This window comes from Sphingomonas hankyongi (assembly GCF_023516575.1).
In the GTDB taxonomy this organism is placed as follows: Bacteria; Pseudomonadota; Alphaproteobacteria; order Sphingomonadales; family Sphingomonadaceae; genus Sphingomicrobium; species Sphingomicrobium hankyongi.
Genome location: NZ_JAMGBE010000004.1, coordinates 107,501 through 129,808 on the forward strand (window position 1 = coordinate 107,501; position 22,308 = coordinate 129,808).

Genomic DNA, 22,308 nt, shown 5'->3' on the forward strand with positions numbered 1-22,308 from the left:
TACCCTGCCTACGGGCCAGGCCAACACCTCCGCCCCGTGGTCGCGCAGGCAGTAGATCACGTCCCGTTCGGAGATCATGCCGACGATTCGCCCGTCCTCGGTCACCGGCAGGGCTCCGATTCGCTTTTCGCCGAGCCTGCGGACCGCCTCGAACATGGTCGCATCCGCGGAGATGGTTTCGACGGCGCTACCCTTGGAGCTCAGCACTGCAGAGATTGTCATTGCACTCCCTTTCCGCGGACTCGGCGAGCGACGCCTTGATAGTCCCATTTCGCGTGCGCAAAGGGAAGGCATGCCTCAAATCGATCCGATCCCCAGCCCGCGAATATCGACGATGCACCGCTTCTGGCGGATTTTCCGGCTCCTTGCCCTTCTGTCGATCGTCATCGCCGCAATCGCCGTGTTCATCGTCGCGCGCGGCGATTCGACCATCCACGTGCACATGCTGATAGCGACGGCGCTAGGGATTGGCCTGACGGTCCTGCTCGGTACGGGGCTGATGACATTGGTGTTCCTGAGTTCGTCGAGCGGGCACGACGAGCAGGCGACCCCCCGCAGCGAGAATGAGAATGACTGATAACGAGCGGAAACCGATCCTGCGGGTGATGCCGGGGCCGACTGACATCAATGCCAACGGCCATATCTTCGGAGGCTGGGTGCTAAGTCAGATGGACATAGCGGCCGGCATCGTCGCGTCGCGCCGCTCGAAAGGCCCGGTCGCAACCGTCGCGATCGAAGCCATGGAGTTCATTCAGCCGATCCACCTGCGCGACCTGATCTCAGTCTATGCCCACGTGGAACGGGTTGGACGGACTTCGATGGGCGTAAGGATCGAGGTCATTGCCGAACGCGACCTTGGCGAGACCCAGGTGAAGGTGACCGAAGGCTTGTTCACCTTCGTTGCCCTCGACGCGAATCATCGTCCGCGTTCGGTCGATCAGTCGCCGCCGATCGTATAGTGAAGTTCCGCAATGCCGTTCGCCGGTACGATCGCGCGCCACAGCTTCCAGCCATCGCGCGCCGCGAGCTTAGGGCCAGTCATCGATCTGGCTCCTAGCGGAAATTCGACCTCCACGAGTTGAGATCGAGGGAGGTCGTTGGTGAGCTTGAGTTCGAGATGGTAGCTCTCGCCTAGCCCAACCTGTCTCAGATCGGCCAAGACGCCAGTGGAGGTCGTAACGGGAATCTCGACCTTCTCTCCAACGGTATAGTCGTCGATCCTGCCTTCGCCGAGCAGGATACGCCGGCCGTCTGTTCTACCGAACAACGCGACCTTCCCTGCCGGCAAGGCCAGGCCAAGGCCCTCGGCAACACGATTCCGAGTGACAAGCACTCGTTCCACCTGCGGTGAACCGGATTGATGAGGGCGGAGGCGCAGAATGCTCTCGACCTTCACCGCTGGCTGCCGAAGCAATGCAATCTGCTTTTGCGACTTGGCCGCAACCGTCACCTCGATCGGTATCCGGTAAAGCCTGACATCGCCGAGCTGTTCTTCCTGCGCCATTACGTCGCCTCCGCCGCGCTCGGGCGCTGCGGCCGGCGGCGGTGGTGGCGGCGGGGGCGGGGGAGCGCGAGGAGCGATCATGCGCGACCCGGTTACGGCGATGAATTCGCTTTCCTCGGGCAAGTCGCTGGTCGTGCCTTGCGGCCAGCATTGGATCGAGATCGGTTTCGCCTGGCCGGGATCGACCCACACCCGCTGGCGGTTCAGCTTGCCCGCGACCGCCTGCGTGCGGGCATTCTCAAGCCCCGTGGAATCTCCATTCGCCATTGTCAGCCAGCCGAACAGTGAGATGCTGTCTCCATTATTGGAGAGCTCGGCGACGTAATCGGCCTGCCAGTCGAAATTGTTCGTGATGTAGGAGAGCGTGACCTGACGCTCGATCGCGCGGGGACTGCGCACGCGCACCGACAGCGTGGGCTTGGCGGAAAGGTCGGCCGGCACACGATCCGCCAGCAGCGTTTCCGGCAACCCCGTGCATCGCAGCGCCTCAACTCCGTCTGCGCTCTGGATCACTACCCCGTCATTGTTCGCCCGCACGATGGCATCCTGTTCGCGCACGGCGCCAGTCGCCTTCGACGTGCGCCGAAGATGCAGCCGCTCCCCAAGTGTCGCGTCGAGCAAGGTGCCGGGGGATAGCAGTCGCGCATCGCGATTCTTCTCGATCACGGCTTCGCCAAGTCCGGTGACGATCGCGCTCTGCGGGACGATGCCCGACGTGACGCCGACGAAGCGCAACTCGCTCTCGCCCGCCGGCAGTCTTACGTGGCGCGTCTCACTTACCAGCGCATAGCCGCCGAGCCACGACAGGTTGAGCGGCTGCAGTCCCCGGTCGGGATCGCGGTACACCGTTACGGATACGCGGTCGGGTTCCGGCGAACTGACGATCGCCTGGGCCTCGACGCGCCCTGCCAAGGCAAGCGCGACCAGCGGGAGCAGCACGCGCACGGTTCAGTAGCGGCTGTCGAACGTCGCCGTGACTGTTGCTTCGCCGTTGGCGGGCACGGGAACCCGCCAACGCGCTTCGTCGGCGCTCAGCCGTTCCGATTTCGCGCTTTGGTCGGTGATGCGCGTGTCGCCCCACAGGCCCGATTGGATCAGGTCCACCGTGATCGGCTTGGGTCCGGCATTGGTCAAAGTATAACGCATGCGCGTACGCCAGCGGCTGTCTCCGACTTTCGTCCTTTCCTCCACAACCGGGCGCACCTTGACGTCAAATGCCTGGCCCGTCGCCAGGCTGATGTCCGAACCCATTGGCGTATGGCCGATCCGGTGCTCGCCGACGAACTGCGGATTGCCGCGCGCGTCGCGCTGGTAGACGCGCACCGTCCCGGCCGGCAGCGCATCGCCGAGCCCTTGATTTCGCGAGCTGGAAAAACGCAGGACAGTATTGGCGCTCAGTGGCTGGTCAGCGGTCGAGAGCCATCCGTTGCGGAACTCATATGCCCGCGCGGCCGGTGTATTCTGCACGTCGAGGAAGCTAACCTGCTTGGTCTGCTTGTCGGCGATCGTAGTTCGCTCGGGGAGCGGATAGAGGTAGAAGTCTCCCAGTCGCTCACGCGTTGCCGTCTCCGTGCCCGCGCGATCGATAACCCCCGGTGGCGGAGGGGGTGGCGGGGGCGGCGGATATCCTCCGCCATACCCTCCCCGATACCCGGAATTCTGGCCGACATTGCCGGCCACCAAAAGCGTCGACGCATTCACGTAGGGGGTGCCGCTGTTGTTTGTCAGCGTGACCCATCCCTGCACGTCCATGCGCCCGTTGGCTTCGTCGAACAGCGCAACATAATCCGCCGCCCAGCCAAGGCCTGGGGTGAGATAGGTCAGCGTCACGGGCCGCGATCCGCTCGCATTGGAATCGAGCGTTACCGACAAAGTCGGCCGCGCCCTCAGGCTTGCAGGCACGGCGTCGAAGATCACGCGCGCCGGCAATCCGTCGTCGCGGAGCACTTCGATGCGATCGCCGATCTGCATCACAACGCCGCCATTTGCTGCGAGGATGCGTGCGGGCTCCCGCACTTCTGCGCCGGTCGCCGGATTGACGCGAACCAAGGTCACGGTCTGGCCGACGGCGTTTTGCATCAATGCTGACGGCGACAGCAGATCGAAATCGAAATTCTGCTCTACGATACCGATTCCGCGTCCGTTGAGCGTCACTGTTTCCGGCTGGATTTGCGCTGAGACGTCGCGGAATTCCTGGCGGCTGCGCCCGGCTGGAAGATCGAGCGTGCGCTTGTCCTCAACGAGCGCGCGATCGTTATTGTAGATGGTAACGGCGACGTCGCCCTGCGCGGTCTGCGCCGGGGTTGGAACCGGCTGCGCATAAGCAGCCGACGCAGCGAGCAAGGCTCCCAGCGAGATTAAACGCATGCACTCTCCCCTCCGGTGAATGCGCAGTTTTCACGTCGCCTAGCTGAACCGCAAGTGAGCCGGGTCAAAGAAAAAGGCGACGGGAAACCCCGCCGCCTCAATCTTCATGAGAGATCCAAGTCAGGCCGCTGGCGCGATGTCGCTGTCGTTATCGTCCGAGCGTTGAGCCCTCGTCCGGCGACGCGGCCGCCGCGGTTGCTCTTCCTCGGCTGCCTCGGCGCTTTCTTCGTCACGGCCGATGGCTGGCGGGAGGATGTCGAACGGAATGGTTTCGCCACCGCCGTTTACACGCGGCTGACGGTCTTCGTTGTCGCCAGCATCGTCGGCGGACTGCTCGTCCGCATTACGTGGACGACGCTCCCGGCTGCGGCGATTGAAGCGTTCGCCACGATCGCGGCGGTCTTCGCGCTCCTCGCGCTCGTCGCCTGCGGCCTGCTCTTCGCCCGCATCGACGAGTTCGTCCTCGCCTTCCTCATCATCGAGATCCTCGCCGCGCTGGCGCCTTTGGTCCTCAAAGCGCGCGCGGCTTTCGCTCAGCACGCGGAAATAATGGTCCGCGAACTGCAGATAATATTCGGTCTGGACGCGATCGCCGGCAAGCTGGGCGTCGCGCGCCATATTCTTGTATTTTTCGAGCAGCTGCGCGGCATTGCCCCGCTGACGATTGTCCTGGCGATTCCCCGGCTGTCCGCCGAGGTTCTGTCCCCGCTGTCCCCCGCGACCGCGCCTGCGGCCGCCACCCTGTCGATTGTTGATCAAATGCCTACGTCCTTACGCAGTGTAGTCAGCCCCTTGGGCCCTCAGTCGGGCAGGACCGCAAGCGCGGATCCTGACCCTCTCGTTCCGGTCTCACGCTGAAGCGTGAAGCGAACGGCCGATTGCGTCGGGGGTGGACGGGATGCGCTCTTCAATCCTGGTGGAGCGGACCCGGCCCTGGACACTGATGTAGTGTGCCGGACAGTCAATGCCAAGCAATTTCGTTCAAACCCAGGTTAGAAGCACCGCCCGGGGCCGACCAGCCAGATCGAGTGCGACCTGTGCGTCCAGCCCATCGCGTCCGAGCAGCGCAGGCACTTCCGCGGCCTGATCGTACCCGATCTCGACGGCTGCCAGCCCCCCCTTGCTCAGTAGCGCGGGAAGCTGCGGCGCAAGAACATGATAAGCGTCGAGGCCCTCGCTTCCGGCAAACAGCGCCTCATCCGGCTCGAACTCGCGCACGCCCGGCCCAAGGTCCGCATCGTCGCGGATGTAAGGCGGATTGCACAGGATCAGGTCGAATGTCTCCCTGACACCTGCCGCCCAGTCTCCGAGCTGGAGCTTGAGCCTTTGTTCAAAGCCGAGGCGGCGCGCATTGGCTGCTGCGTAGGACAGCGCCTGTCGCGACAGGTCGATGCCGAGCCCGGTTGCCTGGGGCCAGATGTCGAGCGCCGCCAGGAGAAGGGTGCCGGGGCCCGTGCCCAGGTCAAGCACGCGCTTCGGTCCCGCCGTCCCCTCGAAATGCTCGATGGCCGAAGCGATGAGCACTTCGCTGTCGGGACGGGGAATCAGCACTCCGGGTCCGACATGGAGCTCGATGTTCCAGAATGCGCGCCGCCCGGTGATGTAGGCGATCGGCTCTCCTGCCTGGCGGCGGCCGATCATGTCCCAGAAGCGCTCGGGCACGTTTCGGTCGGGTGGCGAAAGGATCAGCTTGTCGCGGTCGATGTGAAGCGCCTCGGACATCAGCAGCTCCGCGTCCAGGCGCGGGGTATCGCTGTTCTTCTCGAGCTGACGCGCTCCATCCGCGAGCGCGCGGGCAATCGCTTTCACGCGTCCTCCAGACCCGCCAGGCGCTCCGCTTCGTCTTCCGCGACCAATGCATCAATAATCTCGGTTAGTCCGGCGCCTTCCAGGACTTCGTCCAGATTGTGCCGCGTGAGGTTGATGCGGTGGTCGGTCACCCGTCCTTGCGGGAAATTATAGGTGCGAATCCGCTCCGAGCGGTCGCCCGAGCCAACCATGGATTTGCGAGCGCCCGCGCGTTCGTTGGCGAGCCTTTCGCGCTCCATCTCGAACAGGCGCGTCCGCAAGACCTTGAGCGCCTTGGCCTTGTTCTTGTGCTGCGATTTCTCGTCCTGCTGGATCACGACCAGCCCGGTCGGCAGGTGGGTAATGCGCACCGCGCTGTCGGTCGTGTTCACCGACTGACCGCCGGGACCTGACGATCGATAGACGTCGATGCGCAGGTCCTTGTCGTCGATCTGGACGTCCACGTCCTCCGCTTCGGGAAGAACGGCTACGGTCGCCGCCGACGTGTGGATGCGCCCGCCGCTCTCGGTGACCGGCACCCGCTGGACGCGATGGACGCCGCTTTCGAATTTCAGCCGCGCGAACACGCCCGCGCCGTTGATGGAGGCGATCGCCTCCTTGAAGCCGCCGACGTCGGACTCGCTCGCCGAGATCAGCTCGAACCGCCATCCCTGCGTTTCCGCAAAGCGCTGGTACATGCGTAGCAGGTCGCCCGCGAACAGCGCTGCTTCATCGCCGCCTGTGCCGGCCCGGATTTCGAGCATCGCAGCGCGGTCGTCCGCCGCGTCGCGCGGCAGCAGCCTGACGGCCAGGTCGCGCTCCGCCTGTGGCAGCTTGTGGCGGATTTCTTCAGCCTCCGTCGAAGCCATTTCCTTGAGTTCCGGCTCGGCCGTCGGGTCTGCGACCATGCCGTTCAAGACCTCCAGCTCCGCACGCAGCCGCCGGACTTCGCGTGCAGCGGCAGCGACCGGTTCGATCGCCGCATAGTCCTTCGACAGCCGAACGAACTCCTCGGGCGACACGTCCGCGCGCGCCATGGCGTCGGCAAGCTCCTGCTTGCGCGCCTCGATGCTCGCGATGCGTTCCGACGAGATCTGGGTCATTGGCGGATCGCGTCCGCGATAAGGTCGAGGGAGACGCCGCGCTGCTCGCCGGTGGAGAGATTCTTCAGCTGCGCTTGTCCGCGATCGAGCTCGTCGTCACCAAGGATCAGGGCATATTTCGCGCCGGAAGTATTCGCGCGGGCAAGCCTCTTCTTCATATTGCCGCGGTAGCCGATCTCGGTCGCAATGCCTTCGCGTCGAAGGCCAGCCACGATGCGCTGCGCTTCCGCATCCGCGCGCTCACCAAGCGGGATGACCGCGACCGACGCCGTTTCCGCGGGCGGCGCATCGATCATCATGCCAAGACGCTCGATGCCGGCTGCCCAACCGACTGCGGGGGTGTGCGGACCGCCGAGCGCCTCGATGAGGCCATCATATCGTCCGCCGGCGATTACCGTTCCCTGGGCACCCAGGCGATCGGTTACGAACTCGAATGCCGTGTGGCGGTAATAATCGAGGCCGCGAACCAAGCCCGCGTTCCGCTTCCACGGCACGCGGGCGGCGTCCAGCCCAGCGGTGACCGCCGCAAAAAAATCCGCGGCCTCACCCGTCAGATGCTCGTCGATGGCCGGAGCATCCGCACTGATCGCTTTGTCCCGCGCGTCCTTGCTGTCGAGAATCCGCAGCGGGTTGCGCTCCAGCCGCGTCTGGCTGTCTTCGGAAAGCTCGCCGCGATGCGCTTTGAAATAGTCGACGAGGGCGGTGCGCCACGCATCGCGGGTCTCCGGGTCGCCGAGGGTGTTGAGCTCGAGCGTCACGCCCTCGGCGATTCCGAGCTCCTGCAACAGCTGGTAGCCGAAGCTCAGTATCTCCACATCCGCCTGCGGCTCCGCGGCTCCGATGATCTCGGCGTCGAGCTGATGGAATTCTCGGAAGCGGCCCTTTTGCGGACGTTCGTAGCGGAAAGCCGAACCATGGGTCGCGACTTTCAGCGGCGCATATTGCTGCCACCCCTCGGAGAGATAGGCGCGGCAAATCCCAGCGGTGAACTCGGGCCGCAAAGTGATCGATTCTCCGCCGCGGTCCTCGAACGAGTACATCTCCTTTGAGACAACGTCCGTTGTCTCCCCGATGCTGCGCGCAAAGACCTGCGTTTGCTCGACCGTTGGGACCTCGACGCGCCTGAACCCATAAAGACGGCGCACACGGTCGAACGCAGCCACCACCGCCGCAAGGCGGTCGGCGTCTTCTCCCAACAGGCTTTGCATGCCCCGAACGGGCTGAACCGGCGTCATTGCCCGGCCCTAAAGCACAAAATTGCGCAATGCGGAATCAGCGCGGCGGATTGGTCTGCTGCTGCTCGCGCTCGCGTTGCTGCCGATACCAGCTCGGCGGAGGCGAGAATAGCTTGCGGAAGCTGATCATGATCGTTCGGCCGAGGGGCTGCAGCAGGTCCGCCTGGTAGTTGAGCGGCACCTCGCCAGACGCATCCCGCACCTTGGGTTTGCTATTGAAGATGTTGTTCGCCTCGAGGCGGATCTGCGTGCCACGCATCCAGGGCTGCTTCAACGCGAGCTCCGGAATGTCGCCGGGATTGGCGAACAGTCGAAGATCGAACGTGCCGTAGGGGGAGAAGTCGAGATCGTTGCCGTCGAGGCTGTCGACGTGCGTTCCACTGCGCCAGTTGGCCGCCACCCTTGCGCCGAGGCCGTTGTTCGACCAGCCGGCCTGCGCCTGGACCTGATGGCGCGGGGTACCGCCTGTCGATCCCGCTGCGTCGCCATGCAGATAATCGACCTTCGGGATTCCCGGCGCGATGCGCACCTCGTCCACAAGGGTGACCGTGTCGGTTATCGAAAACTGCAATCGCCCGCGGCTGCCGAATCCGCCGCGCCCGAAGCCTCCGCCACCGAAGCCACGGCCTCCCCCGGGACCGCCGAAACCTCCGCCGCCGCCCGGGGGCGGTCCGGCATCGGGCGGTGGCGCTCCCTCAGGCGGCGGAGGCGGAGGCGCACTCTCGCCCTGTGCTCCCGCGCCGCCACTGGACGGTCGACTGCGGCCTCCGAACTGCGCGCGAATCTGATCCATGACCGACTGGGAAGGCCGCCTCGACTTCAACGGCTTCGAGAAGTCGAATCCTATGCGTAGGGTGTCGCGGCGGGCTTGGTCGAAATTGATTGGCCTAAGGTCGACGCTGATGAGAGGGCCGAGGCAAGGCGCCGGCGTCGGGCAATCGCGCACGAACCGTTCGGGAAACGCTGCTTCGATCTCGGGCGTGGCGCTGATGTTGGAGACCGGTTTGTCAATCGTCGAGTGAACATACTCAGCCCGCAGCCTCAGGTCCGTATCCTTGATGGGCTGCCAATTTCCGCCGATCTTCCAGACGTTGCGGCGGTCGGCGAGCAAATCGGGATTGCCGCCGGTGGTAGCCGTTACCTGCACCGTCTCACCCGTCGTGAAGTCGAATATTCGGGCGTTGGGGGTCGTGATAATCGGATCGCCGAGCTGGTTGAGCGTGGGCGCGCCCTCCTCCCTTGTCCAACTGCTGATGAAATTAAGCCGGTCGGCAGGGGACCAGTTCGCACCCGCGCCCAGCACCGTCAGCGTGCCGAAGTCGGACAGATGATCGACTTCCGCATTCGCATTCAGGGTGAGATTGCCGAGCGCGCTGAAGTCGCGATTGCGACGCGATACCGGCAGATCGAAATTGACCGACGCGGTCTCGCTCGTCCTGCCAAGATCGCTTGGGGTCAGGCCGGTCTCGTCGCGGGTCTCGCTGTCGAGCTGGACCGTGCTCAGGCCGAGGCGGAGCGTCGTCATCGCGTCACCGGCGGGCAGGCTGAATAGTTTACCGTTGGCAGTGCCTGTCAGATCGCCCGAAAGCTGGTCGCTAGAAGCGCGATCGCGATCTCCGCTGACATCATCCCGATCGGATCGAGTGACTGAGTGCAGATAGTCGCCGTTTCCGGTGACGTTCCAGTTCCAGCCGCTTTTGTCCCAATTCAGCGTGGTGCCGAGGTGGGCGCCGTTGCTGTTCGTGTCGCGGACGAGCGGTTCGAGCAAAGTCTCGCCAAGCCCGAACAGCGAGCGGCCATCTATATGCTCGACTTCGGTGTTGAGCGTCGCCGACACGTCGCCGAATATGGTTCGGTTGAACACCCCGCTCCCGCGCAGCAGCGTCTTCGATGGGACGAGCGAACGGGCTTCGAGGGCTTGGTTTTCCGTCGCCCCGGCAGGTACATTGGACGCTATGATGTCCCTCTCCGCCTCGGTCAGCATCCCGTTGCTCTCTGCGTGGACGTTGATCTGTGTGCGCCCGTCGCGGCCGATCATCAGCCGGGTAAGGTCTCCCGTGCCTCCGAGATAGCCGCCTTCCGTCGCTGCGTTCGCGCGCGCCTCCGCTACCGTTGACCGGAAACGCTGGCGAAGCACGATGTTCACGACGCGCTGGTCGGCGCGATAGCCATATTTAAGCGCCACCTCTTCCGGCAGGATTTCAACCCGCTGGATCGCTTCCGTCGGGATGTCGCGCAGCTCGCGAAAGCCCGAAACCCTTCGGCCGTTCAGCAGGAGGACCGGGGGACCGCCTTCGCGGCCGCGGGCGCTCCCGATCTGAGGGGCTAGGGCGTCGAGCAATTCGCTGATGTTCGTCGCGCCTGTCGCGCGCACGTCGCGAGAATCCAGGGTCTGTTCCGGGGGAATATCGCCGACGACGGACCCGCGGGGCCGCGCGCCCATGACGACGATTTCCTCGTCGCCATAGTCGCTCGGCTCGACGGCGGGTTGCGGTTGCTCAGCCTCGCCCAGCGCAGCTGCCGTCGCTGAGGAGGGCTGCTGCACGGGCTCAGCCTCCTGTGCTCGAGCCACGGTGGAAAGCGGGAGCAGGAACGCCGCGCTCCCGAGCAGTTTCATCCGAATAAGCATTGCGGCCTGCGCTAGCCCCGCGAGGTGAACCGGGCCTGACAACGCTCGCACGGTCGACAAAGTGCCTACTGCTGCCGACGAGCGGCCGCGGCAGTTCACCCGGTTAGCTTCAGTCCTGCAATTGCCGCGACGATTGCGAAGATCAGCAAGATGCGGATCAGCGCCGCTGGCTCATTGAAGAACAGGATGCCGACAAGGACCGTCCCGACGGCCCCGATCCCGCCCCAGACCGCATAAGCGGTTCCCATCGGGATTGAGCGCGCGGCCAGCTCGAGCAGCCCCATGCTGATCGCCACAGAAATCAGGAAGGTCAGCGTCCAGGGTATGTTCCTGAAGCCGTCGACAAAGCGGAGCGACGTCGTGAATCCAACTTCGAACAGGCCGCCGACGATGAGCCAGAACCACGCCATTGCCAGCCTTCCACTAGACGATTGAACAGGATTCGTTACGGATTGGAACCATGGCTGACCGCCGCTTCATCGGCAATGTGATCGCGCCTCCCCGCTTCCTTCTGTTCCTCGCGTTGCTGCTTGTCGGCTCTTGGATTGCCATCCGCTGCTTGGCCGACACGGCGCTGGGAATCCTGGCGGGGTTCGATATCGCCGCTGCGGTTTTCCTGGTCTCTTGTGTCCCGCTTCTCCGAACGCGCGAAGCTACGACCATTCAGCGGCATGCTAATGCCAATGACGCGAACCGCGAGGTGCTGCTGGTCATAACGGCAGTCGTGATGCTCGTGCTGCTGCTGGCGATCGCCGCTGAAACGATGGGACAACGCCCCCAACCGCTCACCAAAGTCTTGGTTGTTGTCACTCTTCTTGTCGCATGGGTGTTCAGCAACGCCATCTACGCGCTGCATTACGCCCATCTTGCATATCGAGGCCCTGACGCTGACTGCGCCGTCTTGCAATTCCCAGGCACCCCAGCTCCCGTTTACTGGGATTTCATCTACTTCTCATTCACGCTCGGGATGACATTCCAGACTTCGGACGTGACTATCGCGAACCAATCCATACGCCGCGTTGTGATCTTCCATTCGGTCGCGGCGTTCGTTTTCAACATCGGCGTGCTCGCCTTCACGATCAACGTACTCGGAAGCAGTTAGGTATAGTCCATTTCCGGAGGGTCGGTGACTTTGCCGCGCGCGGCCACCGCGCATCCGCCGACGATCAGGGCCGCGCCTGCTACCGTGTAGAGCGAGACCGGCTCCCGGAAGATCAGCCAGCCGAGCGCGGATGCCCACAGGAACGCGCTATATTCGGTCACTGCGAGATAGCTCGCCTCTGCCCGAGCATAGGCCCACGAGAACAGCAGGCCTCCGGCGGTCGACATCAGTGCGGCGGTCAGGATCCACATCCACCAGCCTGCGGGCCAGTGCGGGACTCCAAAAAAAGGTACGGCAGCAAGCCACAGGGCGAGCACCGTGATCGACTGGAAGAAGTTGATCTCGAGCGGTTTCGCGGCGAGGGACTGATGTCTCATCAGTACGATGTTGCACGCATAACAGAGGGCGGACCCCACGATCGCCAGGCTGCCGACCAGCACTTCTTCGCCGAGGTCGGCGCGGGCCTGACCGAGCACGATCACTAGAACCCCCGCGAAAGCCGCGAACGAGCCCGCGACCGAGCGGCGCCCGATCCTCTCATGAAGGAAGAGCGCGGCGAGGATAAGCGCGATCAGCGGAGCGATGAAGGTGAGCGCGATCGCCTGCGCCAGAGGCACGCGCCCGATGCCCCAGAAGAACAATGCCGCCATCACGGTAACCACCACGCCACGGGCGACATGGATCTTCAGCGTCTGACGGCTCGGCCAGGGCAGTCGGCGCGGCAGGTAAAGCGCCCCGGTCAGGACAAGGTTCGTGACCGAGCGCCAGATGCTGACGGAATAAATCCCGATCGCAATCACCAGCGCTTTCATCACCGCGTCCATGATCGACAGGATCGCGACCGCGCCGAGAGCTGCGGCAAAGGCCTGCACGGGATGCTGCGCGACGCGGTTCATCCGCCGCGCTTAGCGGCGATCAGTTCGATGCGTCGAGAGCGGCTGGTGACGGCCCAGAGTCGATCAGCAAGGGCGGCGCAGAGGGCGGTGCAAGCGCATTCGCGAGCGCTCCGCCGATCAGCAGGATGAGCAACAGCTTGGTCACGGCGCCAAGCTGCGCCGATAAGGTTAAGGAAGGCTAACCTTACTCGGCCGCGTCGAGCGTCCGATGCTCTTCCGCGCCCGCCGCTTCGATCTCGGCCGCCTTCTCCTCGACCAGCCGGACGATGTGATCGATCATGTCGGCGTCCTGCACGTGATGGTCCGTCACCCCCGACAGGTAGACCATATGCTTGCCCTGGCCGCCGCCGGTGATCCCGATGTCCGTCTCGCGCGCTTCGCCGGGTCCATTCACCACGCAGCCGAGAACGCTGAGCGACATCGGCGTCTTGATATGCTGCAGCCGCTCTTCCAGCGCCTCGACGGTGCGGATGACGTCGAAACCCTGGCGCGCGCAGCTCGGGCAGGAGACGACGCGCACACCGCGGCTGCGGATTCCGAGGCTCTTGAGGATCTCGTAGCCGACGCGAACCTCTTCCTCCGGCTCCGCCGACAGTGAGACGCGTATGGTGTCCCCGATGCCGGCCCACAGCAGGTTTCCGATCCCGATGGCGGATTTGACGGTGCCGCCGATCAATCCACCAGCCTCGGTGATCCCCAAATGCAGCGGGCAATCCACTTCGCCTGCAAGTTGCTGGTAGGCGGCGACGGCAAGGAAGACGTCGCTCGCCTTCACCGCGACCTTGTAATCGCGGAACCCGTGATCCTCGAGGATCCGGATATGGTCGAGCGCGCTTTCGACCAGAGCTTCGGGGCAGGGCTCGCCATATTTCTCGAGCAGGTCTTTCTCGAGGCTTCCGGCGTTGACGCCGATCCTGATCGCGCAGCCGTTTGCTCGGGCCGCGGCGATCACTTCGCGCACGCGCTCCTCGGAGCCGATGTTGCCCGGGTTTATGCGCAGGCAGGCCGCCCCGGCGTCGGCCGCTTCGAGAGCGCGCTTGTAGTGAAAGTGGATGTCCGCGACGAGCGGGACGCGCGCGGCGCGGACGATCTCCCTGAGCGCCGCCGTGCTGTCCGCAGTCGGGCACGACACGCGGATGATATCTGCACCGGCATCCTCGCAGCGCCGGATCTGGTCGATCGTCGCGCGCGCATCCTCGGTCGGCGTGTTGGTCATCGTCTGCACGGAAATCGGCGCATCTCCGCCAACCGGGACGGAGCCGAGCATGATCTGCCGCGACTTGCGCCGATCGATATCGCGCCAGGGACGAATTGAAGACATTGGCCGCCATATAAGGACCCGGCACCCCCGGGCAAAGCCAGGCCGGCAGATTATGCAAAGACAATCGCGACTCTTAGCCCGTTGTGTTAACAGGCTTAGCGAAAGTCAGGGGGCTGGCCATGCTGAAGCTGGCAGATGTGCCGGACCGACAGGGAGCGCCGAACGCGGCGGCGCAGGACGGATCAGCCATGTTCCGCCCGCAGCACGTTTATTACGCCTTCCTCAGCTACAGCCACAAGGACCAGGAGTTCGCGCAGTGGCTTCATGACGAGCTTGAGGCCTTTCACGTCCCGCGTTCGCTCGCGGGTCAGCTGACGACCAACGGCATCATACCGAGCAGGCTCACCCCGATCTTCCGGGATCGCCAGGAGCTCGCCGCCGCCGACGATTTGACCGTCGAGATCGGAGAGGCGCTGACATCCTCCCGTTTCCTGATCGTGCTTTGCTCGCCCGACGCGGCCAAGTCGCGCTGGACCAACGCCGAGATCGAGACGTTCAAGCGGGTGCGGCGCGAGGGGTGCGTGCTTGCCGCCATTGTCGACGGTGAGCCGTTCGCGAGCGACCTCGAAGATCATGTGGACGAGGAATGCTTCCCGCCCGCTCTTCGCCACCGTTTCGACAAGCGCGGACGCATCACCAACAAGCGCGCCGAGCCGATCGCAGCAGACTTCCGTGAGGGCAAGGACGGACGGCGGCTCGCCTTCCTCAAGCTTGTCGCGGGCATGCTCGGCGTCGGGCTGGACGATCTCGTCCGCCGCGAGCAGACCCGCAGGCAACGGCGCCTCGCGTGGCTCGCAGCCGCCTCGATTGCCGGCATGGGCGTGACAAGCACCCTCGCCATCATGGCCGTCCAGTCGCGCGATGCCGCTCGCGATCAGCGGCGCCAGGCGGAGAGCCTCGTCGCCTTCATGCTCGGGGACCTGAAGGACAAGCTCGAACCGCTCGGCCGGCTCGACGTGCTCGACTCCGTCGGCGCCAGGGCGCTTGCTTATTACCAGAACCAGGACACGGCTGAGCTCTCGGACGATGCTCTCGCCCAGCGATCGAAGGCACTCACCCTGATGGGCCAGGTCGCCAGCAACCGCGGCGATCTCGCCAAGGCCCTAGGCTTTTACCAGGCCGCGTTCGACGGCACGGCGGAGGCGCTTCGCCGTTCGCCCGACAACCCGCAGCGCATCTTCGACCACGCCCAGAATGTCTTCTATGTCGGCGATGTCGCGCGCTCACGCGGCGACCTGAAAACGGCGGAACTCTCCGCGCGGGAATATAAAAAGCTGGCGCAGCGACTGGTTGCCGCGGACTCCTCCAATCCGAAATGGCAGATGGAGGCGATCTACGCTGACAGTAACCTCGGCGTGCTGCTCAACGACCAGGGACGCTATCCCGAAGCCGGCGCGGTCTTCGCCAACGCCCTGGTCGACCGCGAGAGACTCGTGGCGGCGGATCCCGGCAACGAACAATATCGCAAGGCGATGATCGAGGTCGTCTCGTGGCTGGGCGACACGCGCGAGAAGGAAGGCCGGCTCGACGATGCCCTGGCACAGCGCGAGCGGCAGATCGCCTTGCTTTCGCCGATCGTCGCCCGCCCCGGCAGCGATGTCGAATATCGGCGACAGATGGTGGTCGCCTATCGCGCGGCAGGCCGCCTGAATGCAGTCCGGGGCGATGCGGCAAGTGGCGCCGCACAGCTCCAGAAATCGATCGCGCTCGCCGACCAGCTCGTTGCCGCCGAACCGTCGAACACGGATTGGACGTGGCTTTCGGGCTGGTCGAAGTTCGACCTTGCGCGGCTGGATCTGGGCCGCAATTCGATCGAGGAGGCGGCGGCGCTGGTGCGTTCGGGGTGCGATATCAACAACCGGCTGATGGCGAAGGACGCCACCGTCGTCGAATGGCGCGTCCGGATGCGGGGCGAGTGCATGGAGCTCACAACCCGCGTGGCGCTTGCCCGTGGCGCGCAGGCGGAGGCCGAAGATGATGCGGCAAGGATGCTCCAGGGCGCGAAGGACGAGCTCGTGAAAAACAAATCCACGGATGCTCGGCTCGCCCTGGCCAACGCCTATGTCATGACAGGCATAGTGGCGCGCGCGGGGTCGCGACGAGCGGACAGCGCGCGCGCTTTCAATTTCGCCGCGACGACATGGCCAAAGGACCTTCCCGACCGGCCCAGCCTGATTGCCAGGAAAGTCCTGATCATGCGCGGGCTGGGGCGTGGATCCGACGCGCTGCAACTCGCCGGCAAGCTCGACCGAATGGGCTACCGTGAGCCGATTTACCTGCGCGATGCGGCAAGCTTGCGGTCATTATGAGAGGAGCGAGCAGATGGATGTGAAGGTCACTGCCAATGGAAATGCGGCCGGCGGGATCGACTGGGATCTCGACGGGAAGAAGCCCCACCAGTCGCAGATCGATTTTCCGAAGGGCACAGGAGCGCGGGACGTCGCGTTCAAGCTGTTCGATCGCACAGGCCGCAACCTGCGCTTCGACAGCGCGGCCCCGATCTGGGATCATGTCCACGACACGGACTGCCCGCCGAGCGGCGCGGCAAGCGGACAGATCGACGTCGTCGACTGCTCCGACAAGCAGCTGTCAGTCAACAACAAGAATTCCGCAGCTTGCACGCTGCATTACCAGCTCAACTTCGTCGACGGAAACGGTCAGGCCGAAGCGGTCGATCCGATGTTCAAGAATGGCGGCGGCGGCTGATTCCGGACCGCCGGACTGTGTGATAGCCGAAGGGGGAAATTATGGCAGAAGTCATGACAGCTACGCCCACCATGGGCACGGACGGCATTGAGTGGAAACTTTGCAACGTCAGCAAGAATGCATGCGGATCGGGCAAGCCCCAGGATCCATACCCCGCGATCGACCTGGGACCCAACACGGGTCCCCAGGACGTGATCTTCGTGATCAATGACCCCGCGCATCTCGGGATCAAATTCGCAACCAACGCCTTCTGGATGATGCCGGGCAAGGGAAAGCACCCCACCAACCCGAGCGTCGATTCGAACAATCAGATAACGGGAGTCCTGCAGCCAAGCCCGTCGGTGCTCATCGTTTCGGACAAGAACAACGGCAACCAGCAATGGTTCTCTTATCGGCTAAACTTCGTCGACAATGCGAATAACACGGTCAATCCGATCGATCCGGACTGGAAGAACGGGGGCGGAGGCGGCACCCACGCGATGTCCAATCCGCTCGCGACCGCCGGGCTCCTGTTGAGTCTGGCATCTTTGCTGGCAATTCTGTTCGTGATTTACCAGAACTCCTCCTTGAGGCGGATGATTGCGGGGGGTCGATCTGGACCAGCAAGCGGTAATCCCGGCTAGGCAGGAGGCGGTGGGTCGCTCGCTCAAGCGCGGCCCACCCCGCCTGCCCTTCGTGCTCAGCGTCGGCGTCACGGGCCATCGCATCGAAGCCCTTCCGGCAGGAACGGTCGACGGGCTGAACGACAGGATCACAAGAAAACTCGCTTTATTGGCGGAGGGCGCAGCACGGCTGCTGGAGAAGGAGCGCGATTCCTTTGCGCCGGGGCCGGCGCGCATCCGGTTCGTCACGCCCATCGCCGATGGCACGGACCAGATCGCCGCCGAAGCCGCGCTTGCCCTGGGCTGGGAGCTTCATGCGATCCTTCCGTTCGAACGCGGCTTCTATCGCACCACGCTCGCGAACGACGAGGCCCGGCTGCGGTTCGACGCACTTCTCGCGAAGGCCGACCGCGTGCTCGAGCTTCCCGGCGAAAAGGGAGACGAGACCGAGGGCTATGCGCTGGCCGGCAGAGCGACGGTCGCGCATAGCGACATCATCATCGCCGTTTGGGACGGCCTGAAGGCGCGCGGCAGGGGCGGTACCGGCGAGGTCGTGGAGCTGGCCGTCATGCGCGGCAAGCCGGTCGTGCATATCCCGCCCGAAATGGACCGGGCGAGCAGGATCCTGTGGGCTGCGTTCGACCCGGTCGTCGATACGATGGGCGACGACCCCAAGGCGGAGCGCCCATTCGATCGCGAGCATGTCGAGATAATGCTTACCGGGATGCTCGTGCCGCCTCCGGCGCCTCAGGAAAAGAAATTCCTGGCGCGCTTCATGCGTGAGCATCTGCCGCGCTACCGATGGCGGCAGGAATATGCGCTCCTGCTGGCGGTCGCCGGGATCAAGCCCTTCCGGTTTCGCAACATTAAGGAAGAACATGTTCACGCTTATGTGCGCGAGGAATGGGAGCAATATCGCAGCGACGCTGCACCCTACGGCGTAGATGCGCCGCTAGACCTTCTCCAGGACGCCTATAGCTGGCCGGACATCCTCGCGACGAACCTGGCCGCGACCTATCGCAGCGGGCATATCTTCAGCTTCGTCCTGGGCGGTCTGGCCGTCTGCATGGGCCTCGCCGCGTTCATGCTGCCGCACCTCAAGCTGCAGCAGGCCGCGTTCGAAATGGTGATCACCGTCGCCATCATCCTCAATGCGCACATCGGCACCAAGAACGAGTGGCATCGCCGCTGGCTGGATTACCGCCAGCTTGCTGAGCGCCTCCGGGCCATGCGCAGCCTCAAGCTTCTGGCGGTGGCGGCGCCCGATCCGCCGGGCACGGAGACCAATCCCGTGCCGCAGCGGTGGATCGACTGGTACGCCGGCGCGGTGTGGCGCGCGATCGGCTGTCCGGACGGAGCGATTTCGCAATCGTCTGCCGCCAAGATCGCGGAATTCGTGAGCGACAAGGAGATCGCTCCCCAGGTCAGCTATCACAAGCGTAACGCGCACCAGATCCAGCTTCTTGACGAGCGGCTGGAAAAGCTCGGCACATTGCTGTTCTTCGCGACGCTGGTGGTGTCGATCGCGACGCTGGTCGGCCTCTCCTGGCACGCGGAATTCGTGAACACCTATGGCAACTGGTTCACATTGGTGTCCGCCGGATTCCCCGCGCTCGCGACCGCGGTCTTCGGAATCCGCTTCCAGGGCGATTTCGGCGGAGATGCCCTGCGCTCGCTGGCGACAGCGGATGTGCTCGGGCAGATCGACAACGAGCTGCGCAAATATGTCAGCCTCACGCGCGCCGCGGACCTCACCGAACAGGCCGCGCGGATCATGCTGTCCGACCTGGACGAGTGGCGGCTGGTCAACCAGCAGCGGGACTTGGGCGTCGGCTAAGCTGGACAGCCGCAGGAGCGCCGCTATGCGCGCCCCATGACGCGTTGGCGATTAGTGATTCATGGCGGCGCCGGATCGATGCAGCGCGGCCGCCTCGATCCCGAGCAGGAAAAGTGCGCGCGCGCGGGCCTGGAGCAGGCGCTCGCTGCCGGTTCGGCGATACTTTCGAAGCGGGAGAGCGCCGTCGACGCCGTCGAAGCTGCAGTGCGCGTGCTGGAGGAGGACATCTGCTTCAACGCCGGCCGCGGCAGCGTCCTGACCGCGACCGGGTGCATCGAGCTCGACGCCGCAATCATGGACGGCCGCAACCGAAGGACCGGTGCGGTATCCGGCCTTCGCACGACGCGCGCTCCGATAACGCTTGCGAGGCGGCTGCTCGACGAAGGTCCGCACGTCTTCCTGTCCGGTCACGGCGCGGACGACTTCGCGCGCGAGCATGGGTTCGAGCAGGTCGACAACGGCTGGTTCGAGGTGCCCGAGCGCCGCCGGCAGCTGGACGAGTTGCTCGGAAGCGGCGGGTTCGACGACGAGGTGAAATATGGGACGGTCGGCGCCGTCGCGGTGGACGTCGACGGGCATGTCGCGGTCGCGACCTCGACGGGAGGCCTTACCGCCAAGCGCTGGGGAAGGGTTGGAGACACGCCGCTGATCGGCTGCGGGACTTATGCCGACGACCGGTCTGCTGCCGTCTCCGCCACGGGCTCGGGAGAATATTTCATCCGCGCCGTGGCCGCCCATCAGCTTGCGGAACGGATCCGCCTGGGCGGCCAGTCGCTTCAGGAAGCGCTCGACGACGTGCTCGCCGACATTCGCACGCTGGGCGGGAAGGGCGGCCTGATCGCAGTCGCCTCGAACGGCGACGCGGCCTGGGGCTTCACCACCCCGTCCATGTATCGCGGCATGGCCGACGCGACCGGGCGGACCGTCGCGATCTATTCCGACGACGACGAGCGGTAGGGCAGGCTGTCGCGGAGCCAGCCGGCTTCGCTGGCGATGCCCGCGCGCTCGGACTCGAGGAAATCGCCGACCGCTTCGCGAAAGCTGCGGTTGGGGATGAAGTGCGCGGACCTTGTGATCACCGGCTCATAGCCGCGGATGACCTTATGCTCCCCCTGCGCGCCCGCCTGGACGGACGCGAGGCCCTGCGCGATCGCCCACTCGATGGCCTGGTAGAAGCAAAGCTCGAAATGGAGGAAGGGGACGTCCTCGACGCAGCCCCAATAGCGCCCGTAAAGCGCATCCGGGCCGATGAGGTTGAGCGCCCCGGCGATGGGCCGCTCGCCGCGGTAGGCGAGGAGCAGCAGGAGCCGGTCGCCCATCCGCTCTCCGACCTGGTCGAAGAAGGAGCGGGTCAGGTACGGGCGGCCCCATTTGCGGCTGCCGGTGTCCTGGTAGAACAGCCACATCGCATCCCATTCCGCAGGCCCGATCTCGCTGCTGCGCAATGCGCGGAACTCCAGGCCGTCGCGGGCTGCCCTGCGTTCCTTGCGGATGGTCTTGCGCCGCGAATGCCTTAGCGCGGCGAGGAAGTCGTCGAAGCTGGAATAGCCGCGGTTGAACCAGTGATATTGGACGCCCTCGCGGACCAGCCAGCCGCGGCGCTCGCACTCGGAGACGCCGGCATCGTCGATGAAGGTGATGTGCGCCGACGACAGCTCATTCTGGATGGTCACGGCCTCGATCGCGGCAAGCAAATGCTGCGGCCTTGAGCCGAGCAGGCGGGGGCCGGGGACGGGAGTGAACGGCACAGCCACCTGCAGCTTCGGATAATATTGGCCGCCCGCGCGCTCCCACGCGTCGGCCCAGCCATGATCGAAGACATATTCGCCCTGGCTGTGGCTCTTGAGATAGGCGGGCGCGGCGGCGACGAGATGCGATCCCTCGTCCTCGACGAGGATCGGCGCCGGCGTCCAGCCGGTGCCCGGTCCGACGCTTCCGGAATCTTCGAGCGCGGACAGGAAGGCGTGGGAGATGAACGGGTCGCCATTCCCAAGCCGATCCCAGGCATGGGGGTTCAGTCCCGCCACGCCCGCGGCGATCTTGGCGACGATGTCAGATTCGCGGTCGGCCATCGCCTTCCCAGATGAGGGCGTCGGCATGAACCTCGGCTTGCACGCGCTGCTCGGCCGAGGCGATAGTCCAACTGTAAACCGGCATCCTCCGTCGAGCCTGGGCAACCCATGACCTTCCGAGTGCCCTACGTTCAACGGCCAGGAAATGCGGGTCCGCGAGCCACGTCGCCAGCCGCCTCTTGAACGGTGGCAAGCTGTCGCGCACGACCAGGCCGCGCGGAACCTCGGGCATGTTGGTCTTCAGCAACCGAGGAAGCCGCGGGTCGAAGCTCATCACGCCGAAAGGGCCATCGTACCGCGAAATCGCGGGCTTCAGCGCGGGCGCCCAGCGCCAAAGGTCGGAGTCGACCTTGACCTCAAGCAGCAGAGGAACCCGTCCGCCAACGAGGTCGAGGAGGTTTTCGATCGTCGGAATCGGGTGCTCCCCCACGCGAAGGCGTGAAAGCTCGCTCAATCGCTGATCCGAAATGCGCATCGGGCTTCCGCACAGCCGCATGGCGTCGGCATCGTGGAAGACAATGATCCGATTATCCGCAGTCAGCCTGAGATCGCATTCGATCCCGGCGCCGGCCTCGAGCGCGGCGGCAAAAGCAATGAAGCTATTCTCGGGAAAGGCCGAGCCCTGATGAAGCCCGCGGTGCGCGAAGCCGGCCGGGCCGGGGTCGAGCGGGTCAGTCCTTGATCGCGACGATCGCATCCACTTCGACTGCGACGCCGAGCGGCAGGACAGTGACACCGACCGCGCTGCGGGCATGCCGCCCCGCTTCACCGAATACTTCCTGCATCAGCTCCGAGGCGCCGTTGGCGACCTTGGGCTGGTCGGTGAAGGAAGGCGCGCTGTTGACGAAGACCCCAAGCTTCACGACCCGCTCCACCCTGTCGAGCGAGCCGAGCGCGGCCTTGATCTGCGCGAGCAACATCACGCCGCAACGGCGCGCGGCGGCAATGCCGCCGTCAAGGTCGACATCCTCGCCCAGGCGCCCTTTGATCAGGGTGCCATCCTCAGCAAAGCTGATCTGGCCGGAGATGTGCAGAAGCCCGTGCTGTTCGACCGCCGGAACGTAAGACGCGACCGGCGCGGCCGGCGTGGGCAGCTCGATACCGAGTTCGGTGAGGCGTTGTTCGATGCTCATGACGTGCCCCAAG

General features: G+C 64.7%; 23 protein-coding genes (1 of these 23 running past the window's edge). 8 read left to right on the plus strand and 15 right to left on the minus strand.

Annotated features, from left to right (window positions below; translation table 11 throughout):
- On the minus strand, positions 1-222 hold the 5' portion of the coding sequence (locus LZ538_RS12270; RefSeq protein WP_249832314.1) for a CBS domain-containing protein. It extends 207 nt beyond the left edge of the window; 222 of the gene's 429 nt are visible here — the first part of the coding sequence; its start codon is at positions 220-222; its stop codon lies beyond the left edge, outside the window.
- A 70-nt stretch (positions 223-292) separates the two neighbouring features.
- Between LZ538_RS12270 and LZ538_RS12275 the strand changes: the two genes are divergently transcribed.
- Positions 293-577, plus strand: a complete 285-nt coding sequence (locus tag LZ538_RS12275; protein WP_249832315.1) for a DUF4231 domain-containing protein — start codon at positions 293-295, stop codon at positions 575-577.
- Positions 570-959 (plus strand): acyl-CoA thioesterase, encoded by a 390-nt coding sequence (locus LZ538_RS12280; RefSeq protein ID WP_249832316.1) that lies wholly within the window; start codon positions 570-572, stop codon positions 957-959. Before LZ538_RS12275 ends, LZ538_RS12280 begins: the two co-directional genes overlap by 8 nt.
- On the opposite strand, the gene LZ538_RS12285 is transcribed toward LZ538_RS12280, so the two are convergent.
- From LZ538_RS12285 to LZ538_RS12320, 8 genes are all read right to left on the minus strand, one after another.
- On the minus strand, positions 938-2,449 hold the full coding sequence (locus LZ538_RS12285; protein WP_249832317.1) for a DUF4139 domain-containing protein: 1,512 nt from the start codon (positions 2,447-2,449) through the stop codon (positions 938-940). The genes LZ538_RS12280 and LZ538_RS12285 overlap by 22 nt on opposite strands.
- Before the next feature lie 3 nt (positions 2,450-2,452).
- On the minus strand, positions 2,453-3,871 hold the full coding sequence (locus tag LZ538_RS12290) for a DUF4139 domain-containing protein (RefSeq protein ID WP_249832318.1): 1,419 nt from the start codon (positions 3,869-3,871) through the stop codon (positions 2,453-2,455).
- Positions 3,872-3,991: 120 nt separating this feature from the next.
- Positions 3,992-4,630, minus strand: coding sequence for a DUF4167 domain-containing protein (locus LZ538_RS12295; RefSeq protein ID WP_249832319.1), 639 nt, complete (start codon positions 4,628-4,630; stop codon positions 3,992-3,994).
- Between the two features lie 222 nt (positions 4,631-4,852).
- Entirely contained in the window at positions 4,853-5,680 is an 828-nt protein-coding gene (gene prmC / locus LZ538_RS12300; RefSeq protein WP_249832320.1) for a peptide chain release factor N(5)-glutamine methyltransferase, read from the minus strand.
- Positions 5,677-6,762 (minus strand): peptide chain release factor 1, encoded by a 1,086-nt coding sequence (prfA, locus tag LZ538_RS12305; protein ID WP_249832321.1) that lies wholly within the window; start codon positions 6,760-6,762, stop codon positions 5,677-5,679. The genes prmC and prfA overlap by 4 nt, the downstream gene beginning before the upstream one ends.
- Entirely contained in the window at positions 6,759-7,997 is a 1,239-nt protein-coding gene (gene hisS / locus LZ538_RS12310) for a histidine--tRNA ligase (RefSeq protein WP_249832322.1), read from the minus strand. The genes prfA and hisS overlap by 4 nt, the downstream gene beginning before the upstream one ends.
- Positions 7,998-8,034: 37 nt before the next feature.
- The gene (locus LZ538_RS12315; protein WP_249832323.1) at positions 8,035-10,614 is read right to left on the minus strand and encodes a TonB-dependent receptor plug domain-containing protein; all 2,580 of its coding nucleotides are present in this window, start codon (positions 10,612-10,614) and stop codon (positions 8,035-8,037) included.
- A gap of 107 nt (positions 10,615-10,721) precedes the next feature.
- Positions 10,722-11,036, minus strand: a complete 315-nt coding sequence (locus tag LZ538_RS12320) for a DMT family transporter (protein WP_249832324.1) — start codon at positions 11,034-11,036, stop codon at positions 10,722-10,724.
- A gap of 50 nt (positions 11,037-11,086) precedes the next feature.
- Between LZ538_RS12320 and LZ538_RS12325 the strand changes: the two genes are divergently transcribed.
- Positions 11,087-11,728: a DUF1345 domain-containing protein gene (locus LZ538_RS12325; protein WP_249832325.1), complete on the plus strand. Its 642-nt coding sequence runs from the start codon at positions 11,087-11,089 to the stop codon at positions 11,726-11,728.
- On the opposite strand, the gene LZ538_RS12330 is transcribed toward LZ538_RS12325, so the two are convergent.
- The 3 genes from LZ538_RS12330 to ispG are packed head-to-tail and all read right to left on the minus strand — an operon-like array spanning position 11,725 to position 13,945.
- Positions 11,725-12,624, minus strand: coding sequence for a DMT family transporter (locus LZ538_RS12330; protein WP_249832326.1), 900 nt, complete (start codon positions 12,622-12,624; stop codon positions 11,725-11,727). The genes LZ538_RS12325 and LZ538_RS12330 overlap by 4 nt on opposite strands.
- A 19-nt stretch (positions 12,625-12,643) precedes the next feature.
- Positions 12,644-12,769: a hypothetical protein gene (locus LZ538_RS13315; RefSeq protein ID WP_283937823.1), complete on the minus strand. Its 126-nt coding sequence runs from the start codon at positions 12,767-12,769 to the stop codon at positions 12,644-12,646.
- A 39-nt stretch (positions 12,770-12,808) separates the two neighbouring features.
- On the minus strand, positions 12,809-13,945 hold the full coding sequence (gene ispG, locus LZ538_RS12335; RefSeq protein WP_249832327.1) for a flavodoxin-dependent (E)-4-hydroxy-3-methylbut-2-enyl-diphosphate synthase: 1,137 nt from the start codon (positions 13,943-13,945) through the stop codon (positions 12,809-12,811).
- 119 nt (positions 13,946-14,064) lie between these two features.
- Between ispG and LZ538_RS12340 the strand changes: the two genes are divergently transcribed.
- Genes LZ538_RS12340 through LZ538_RS12360 form a run of 5 tightly spaced genes read left to right on the plus strand, consistent with a single transcriptional unit; the run spans position 14,065 to position 20,047 of the window.
- Complete coding sequence (locus tag LZ538_RS12340) at positions 14,065-16,254, plus strand: TIR domain-containing protein (RefSeq protein ID WP_249832328.1); 2,190 nt, start codon at positions 14,065-14,067, stop codon at positions 16,252-16,254.
- 13 nt (positions 16,255-16,267) lie between these two features.
- A complete protein-coding gene (locus tag LZ538_RS12345; protein ID WP_249832329.1) occupies positions 16,268-16,651 on the plus strand; it encodes a hypothetical protein in 384 nt (127 codons plus the stop codon).
- 41 nt (positions 16,652-16,692) lie between these two features.
- The gene (locus LZ538_RS12350; RefSeq protein WP_249832330.1) at positions 16,693-17,274 is read left to right on the plus strand and encodes a hypothetical protein; all 582 of its coding nucleotides are present in this window, start codon (positions 16,693-16,695) and stop codon (positions 17,272-17,274) included.
- Positions 17,231-19,090 (plus strand): hypothetical protein, encoded by a 1,860-nt coding sequence (locus tag LZ538_RS12355; RefSeq protein WP_249832331.1) that lies wholly within the window; start codon positions 17,231-17,233, stop codon positions 19,088-19,090. Before LZ538_RS12350 ends, LZ538_RS12355 begins: the two co-directional genes overlap by 44 nt.
- Positions 19,091-19,126: 36 nt before the next feature.
- The gene (locus tag LZ538_RS12360; protein ID WP_249832332.1) at positions 19,127-20,047 is read left to right on the plus strand and encodes an isoaspartyl peptidase/L-asparaginase family protein; all 921 of its coding nucleotides are present in this window, start codon (positions 19,127-19,129) and stop codon (positions 20,045-20,047) included.
- Here the strand turns inward: LZ538_RS12360 and LZ538_RS12365 are convergent.
- Genes LZ538_RS12365 through LZ538_RS12375 form a run of 3 tightly spaced genes read right to left on the minus strand, consistent with a single transcriptional unit; the run spans position 20,023 to position 22,295 of the window.
- Positions 20,023-21,189: a GNAT family N-acetyltransferase gene (locus tag LZ538_RS12365; protein ID WP_249832333.1), complete on the minus strand. Its 1,167-nt coding sequence runs from the start codon at positions 21,187-21,189 to the stop codon at positions 20,023-20,025. The two genes, LZ538_RS12360 and LZ538_RS12365, sit on opposite strands and share 25 nt — an antisense overlap.
- On the minus strand, positions 21,143-21,859 hold the full coding sequence (locus LZ538_RS12370; RefSeq protein WP_249832334.1) for a glycerophosphodiester phosphodiesterase family protein: 717 nt from the start codon (positions 21,857-21,859) through the stop codon (positions 21,143-21,145). The genes LZ538_RS12365 and LZ538_RS12370 overlap by 47 nt, the downstream gene beginning before the upstream one ends.
- The gene (locus LZ538_RS12375; RefSeq protein ID WP_249832335.1) at positions 21,834-22,295 is read right to left on the minus strand and encodes a RidA family protein; all 462 of its coding nucleotides are present in this window, start codon (positions 22,293-22,295) and stop codon (positions 21,834-21,836) included. The genes LZ538_RS12370 and LZ538_RS12375 overlap by 26 nt, the downstream gene beginning before the upstream one ends.
- Between the last annotated feature and the right edge of the window lie 13 nt (positions 22,296-22,308).

Excerpts from the sequence above, each read along its gene's own strand:
- LZ538_RS12370 (WP_249832334.1), bottom strand. The coding sequence starts at position 21,859 with ATGCGATCGTCGCGATCAAGGACTGACCCGCTCGACCCCGGCCCGGCC.
- hisS (WP_249832322.1), bottom strand. The coding sequence starts at position 7,997 with ATGACGCCGGTTCAGCCCGTTCGGGGCATGCAAAGCCTGTTGGGAGAA.
- LZ538_RS12365 (WP_249832333.1), bottom strand. The coding sequence starts at position 21,189 with ATGCCGACGCCCTCATCTGGGAAGGCGATGGCCGACCGCGAATCTGAC.
- ispG (WP_249832327.1), bottom strand. The coding sequence starts at position 13,945 with ATGTCTTCAATTCGTCCCTGGCGCGATATCGATCGGCGCAAGTCGCGG.
- LZ538_RS12350 (WP_249832330.1), top strand. The coding sequence starts at position 16,693 with ATGGCAGAAGTCATGACAGCTACGCCCACCATGGGCACGGACGGCATT.
- LZ538_RS12290 (WP_249832318.1), bottom strand. The coding sequence starts at position 3,871 with ATGCGTTTAATCTCGCTGGGAGCCTTGCTCGCTGCGTCGGCTGCTTAT.
- LZ538_RS12330 (WP_249832326.1), bottom strand. The coding sequence starts at position 12,624 with ATGAACCGCGTCGCGCAGCATCCCGTGCAGGCCTTTGCCGCAGCTCTC.
- LZ538_RS12360 (WP_249832332.1), top strand. The coding sequence starts at position 19,127 with ATGACGCGTTGGCGATTAGTGATTCATGGCGGCGCCGGATCGATGCAG.
- LZ538_RS12345 (WP_249832329.1), top strand. The coding sequence starts at position 16,268 with ATGGATGTGAAGGTCACTGCCAATGGAAATGCGGCCGGCGGGATCGAC.
- LZ538_RS12315 (WP_249832323.1), bottom strand. The coding sequence starts at position 10,614 with ATGAAACTGCTCGGGAGCGCGGCGTTCCTGCTCCCGCTTTCCACCGTG.
- LZ538_RS12275 (WP_249832315.1), top strand. The coding sequence starts at position 293 with ATGCCTCAAATCGATCCGATCCCCAGCCCGCGAATATCGACGATGCAC.
- prfA (WP_249832321.1), bottom strand. The coding sequence starts at position 6,762 with ATGACCCAGATCTCGTCGGAACGCATCGCGAGCATCGAGGCGCGCAAG.
- LZ538_RS12375 (WP_249832335.1), bottom strand. The coding sequence starts at position 22,295 with ATGAGCATCGAACAACGCCTCACCGAACTCGGTATCGAGCTGCCCACG.
- LZ538_RS12320 (WP_249832324.1), bottom strand. The coding sequence starts at position 11,036 with ATGGCGTGGTTCTGGCTCATCGTCGGCGGCCTGTTCGAAGTTGGATTC.
- LZ538_RS12340 (WP_249832328.1), top strand. The coding sequence starts at position 14,065 with ATGCTGAAGCTGGCAGATGTGCCGGACCGACAGGGAGCGCCGAACGCG.
- LZ538_RS12325 (WP_249832325.1), top strand. The coding sequence starts at position 11,087 with ATGGCTGACCGCCGCTTCATCGGCAATGTGATCGCGCCTCCCCGCTTC.
- LZ538_RS12280 (WP_249832316.1), top strand. The coding sequence starts at position 570 with ATGACTGATAACGAGCGGAAACCGATCCTGCGGGTGATGCCGGGGCCG.